Origin of the sequence: Wenyingzhuangia sp., from assembly GCF_039768515.1 — a bacterium.
Lineage (GTDB): Bacteria > Bacteroidota > Bacteroidia > Flavobacteriales > Flavobacteriaceae > Wenyingzhuangia.
The window spans coordinates 1-3241 of the sequence record NZ_JBDNAI010000116.1 but is presented as its reverse complement, the minus strand read 5'-3'; the positions used below and the strand labels follow the sequence as shown (position 1 = coordinate 3241).

Annotated in this window: 4 protein-coding genes; 2 read left to right on the top strand and 2 right to left on the bottom strand. The window is 36.7% G+C overall.

Going from position 1 to position 3241, the window contains the following annotated elements; translation table 11 throughout:
• Both ABF281_RS07475 and ABF281_RS07470 read left to right on the top strand, forming a co-directional pair.
• The coding region (locus tag ABF281_RS07475; protein ID WP_347181056.1) for a putative LPS assembly protein LptD at positions 1–1093 on the top strand (1093 nt) is incomplete at its 5' end.
• 65 nt (positions 1094–1158) lie between these two features.
• Positions 1159–1539 (top strand): Rid family detoxifying hydrolase, encoded by a 381-nt coding sequence (locus ABF281_RS07470; protein ID WP_347181055.1) that lies wholly within the window; start codon positions 1159–1161, stop codon positions 1537–1539.
• Between the two features lie 72 nt (positions 1540–1611).
• Here ABF281_RS07470 and gap read toward each other — a convergent pair whose 3' ends face one another.
• Positions 1612–2613 (bottom strand): type I glyceraldehyde-3-phosphate dehydrogenase, encoded by a 1002-nt coding sequence (gene gap, locus ABF281_RS07465; RefSeq protein ID WP_347181054.1) that lies wholly within the window; start codon positions 2611–2613, stop codon positions 1612–1614.
• 16 nt (positions 2614–2629) lie between these two features.
• The coding region (locus tag ABF281_RS07460; protein ID WP_347181053.1) for a 6-phosphofructokinase at positions 2630–3241 on the bottom strand (612 nt) is incomplete at its 5' end.

Genomic DNA, 3241 nt, shown 5'->3' with positions numbered 1-3241 from the left:
TAAATCTTTTAGAGAATACAATACCGGGGTAAGTTTGTCTACCAATATTTATGGGACTTTTAAATTTAACAAAGGGCGTTTAAAAGCAATACGGCATACCATAAGACCTTCTATCTCCTACAATTATACGCCTGATTTTGCCCGAAGGTATGAAGAGCGGGTGCAACGAACTGCAGACCCTCTTGACATTGAAACTTACACTCCTTTTGATAATAACGTAGGTATTTATGGTGCACCAAATTCTGGATTAAGCAATTCTATTGGTATTACCATCAACAATGTTGTGGAGGCCAAGATGGCACCTAAAGATCCAGATAGTGATGAAGAGGATAAAAAAATAACCATCTTAAACAACTTGAACTTCAGTACCGCCTACAATATCGCTGCAGACAGTTTGGGTTGGAGTAATTTAAACGTCAATGCGGGGACTCGATTATTTAATGATAAAATGGCCCTTAATTTCAACGCTTCATTAGATCCTTATCAAATAAATGAAGAAGGATTCTCTATTGATAAGTTTAATAAGAACATTTTCAGAATAGAAACGGCAAATTTATCGGCCAACTACAGTTTGTCGAGTGCTGATTTTAGTAAAAACAACGATGATAAAAACAAAACCAATAGTGGAAATGGGGCGCAAAACACACCTGATGTAATTGGTGGAAATATTAACCCAACCAATCGATTTGCACAAACGGGTGCCAACAATAACAACAATCAAAACAAAGAGGTTGAAACGGAGCTTTACAAGGCAGACATTCCTTGGAGCATCAATTTGGCTTATGCAGCAACCTACGCTAATAATGGAAGAACTCCGGGTGAAATACGAAGTCATTCGGTCATGTTTAGTGGAAACTTAGAATTATCACCCAAATGGAAAGTAGGTTATTCTTCAGGGTATGATTTAAAAGATGGAGCTTTTACTTTCTCCAGATTCAATTTCACAAGAGACTTGGACAGCTGGCAATTCAATTTTAATTGGGTACCATTTGGTAATATTTCATCCTATACCTTTTTTATTGGTGTAAAATCTACCGTATTGCAAGATTTAAAGTGGGATAAAAATAAGCCGCCAGATAGACGATTATTTTAGATAAAATAGCCTTGTCACGCTCTCTCTGACTAGAACAAAACATTTTAATTTTGAGAATTTAAAAAATGAAAAGAATAATTACTACTTCAAAAGCACCAGCACCCATAGGGCCTTACAACCAAGCCGTTCTTAGCGGAAACACCTTATACACCTCTGGACAAATTGCATTGCACCCAGTAACAGGCGCATTGGTTTTAGAAAGTATTCAAGCGGAAACCACACAAGTCATGGAAAATATGAAAGCCGTCTTAGCAGCTGCCGATATGACTTTTGAAAATGTTATAAAAACCTCTATTTTTATATCTGACATGCATCACTTTGGAGAAATAAATGCCATCTACGGAACTTATTTTAACGAGGAAACTGCGCCTGCAAGAGAAACGGTAGAAGTGGCTAACTTACCGAAGTTTGTAAATGTGGAAATTAGTATGATCGCAGTAAAGTAATTTTCAGTAATCAACAACAAAAAACCTGATAGAAATTCATCTATCAGGTTTTTTTAGCACTTTTTGTTTCAACTACAATGTTGAAGCATATTCTATTAAGTCTACAATTTTTGTAGAATATCCCATTTCATTATCATACCAAGAAACAACTTTTACAAAGTTATCGTTTAAAGCGATTCCCGCATTTGCATCAAAAATAGATGTACGAGTATCTCCTACGAAGTCTTGAGAAACAATTAGGTCTTCGGTATATCCAAGAACACCTTTCATAGGTCCACTTTCTGAAGCCGCTTTCATAGCTGCACAAATTTCTTTGTAAGATGCTGATTTTTCTAACTTCACTGTTAAATCGACAACAGACACATCCATTGTTGGAACTCTAAAAGCCATTCCTGTCAATTTACCATTCATTGCAGGAATTACTTTCCCAACTGCTTTTGCAGCCCCTGTAGAAGAAGGAATGATGTTGTGAATTGCAGAACGCCCACCTCTCCAGTCTTTCATAGAAGGACCATCTACTGTTTTTTGAGTTGCAGTTGCCGCGTGAACTGTAGTCATTAAACCTTCAACAATTCCAAAATTATCGTTCAATACTTTGGTAATTGGTGCTAAACAGTTTGTTGTACAAGATGCGTTTGAGAAAATCTTTTGATCTGCAGTTAATTCTGTATTGTTTACTCCCATCACAAACATAGGTGTATGATCTTTGGATGGAGCTGATAAAACAACTTTTTTAGCACCTGCTTCTAAGTGCTTTCCTGCAGTCGCTTCGGTCAAGAAAAAACCTGTAGATTCGATTACATACTCTGCACCTACCTCATTCCACTTTAAGTTTGCTGGATCTCTTTCTGCTGTAATTCTAATTTCATTTCCATTTACAACCAACATGCCGTTTTTCACCTCAACAGTTCCATCAAATGCACCATGAACAGAGTCGTATTTTAGCATATATGCTAAATAATCAACCTCTAATAAGTCGTTGATGGCAACAACTTGTACATTTTCTCTTTTCACTGCTGAACGAAAAGCCAATCTTCCTATTCTACCAAATCCGTTAATTCCTATTTTAATCATTTTATCGTAATTGTTATTATGTGGTCATTATATCTGACACACGAATTAATTCTTTATTTATTTTTGACTGTCCTTTGATGGCTTTTTCCAGAGGGGTCAATTGTATTTTGTCACTTAGCAACCCTACCATATAGTTCGATTTCCCTTCCAACAAACTTTCAACCGCTTTCACTCCCATTCTACTTGCTAAAACACGATCAAAACAAGAAGGTGAACCACCTCGTTGCATATGTCCTAGGACAGATACACGCACTTCATATTCCGGCAAATGTTCTTCCACGTAATCTTTTAGTTCAAAAACGTTTTTTCCTATTTTATCTCCTTCAGCTACGACTACAATACTGGATGATTTCCCGGACTCCTTACTTCTTCTTAAAGAATCTAAGAGTCGCTCTAAACCTAAGTCTTCTTCTGGTATTAAAATCTCTTCCGCTCCTGCACCTACTCCAACGTTCAAAGCGATATGACCAACGTCTCTACCCATTACTTCTACAAAAAATAATCGATTGTGTGAACTGGCTGTATCTCTAATTTTATCAATTACTTCAACAACCGTATTCAAGGTAGTATCGTACCCTAAGGTATGTGAAGTACCAAAAATATCATTATCTATGGTACCCGGTATGCC